Raw genomic sequence first — 253 nt, 5'->3', positions numbered from 1 at the left:
GGGAGGATCCCCTTTCTTAGGCCTGCGTGCATATAACCCAAATGATACCCACGTTTTTTTTGGCCGTACCCAATCTATAGCTACCCTGCTGGAAAGGATATCTAGCCAGGTAAATTACGGTCGTGCTTTTTGCTTAATACTTGGCCCTAGTGGTACAGGTAAATCCTCGCTTGTTAATGCTGGAATTTTACCAAAACTGCTAGATGAGCGAGGCTATAATGGCATCGGTGTTATTTCCTACACCCAGATCGAC

General features: G+C 45.5%; 1 protein-coding gene. It reads left to right on the top strand.

All coding sequences use genetic code 11. The features are described from left to right. A partial coding sequence (locus AAEY57_RS20550; protein WP_350608731.1) for an ATP-binding protein occupies positions 1-253 on the top strand: 253 nt, incomplete at both ends.

Origin of the sequence: Pseudoalteromonas sp. MER144-MNA-CIBAN-0113 (assembly GCF_040308965.1) — a bacterium.
GTDB lineage: Bacteria > Pseudomonadota > Gammaproteobacteria > Enterobacterales > Alteromonadaceae > Pseudoalteromonas > Pseudoalteromonas tetraodonis.
The sequence above is the reverse complement of the archived record's forward strand: the minus strand, read 5'-3'. Positions and strand labels throughout refer to the sequence as shown.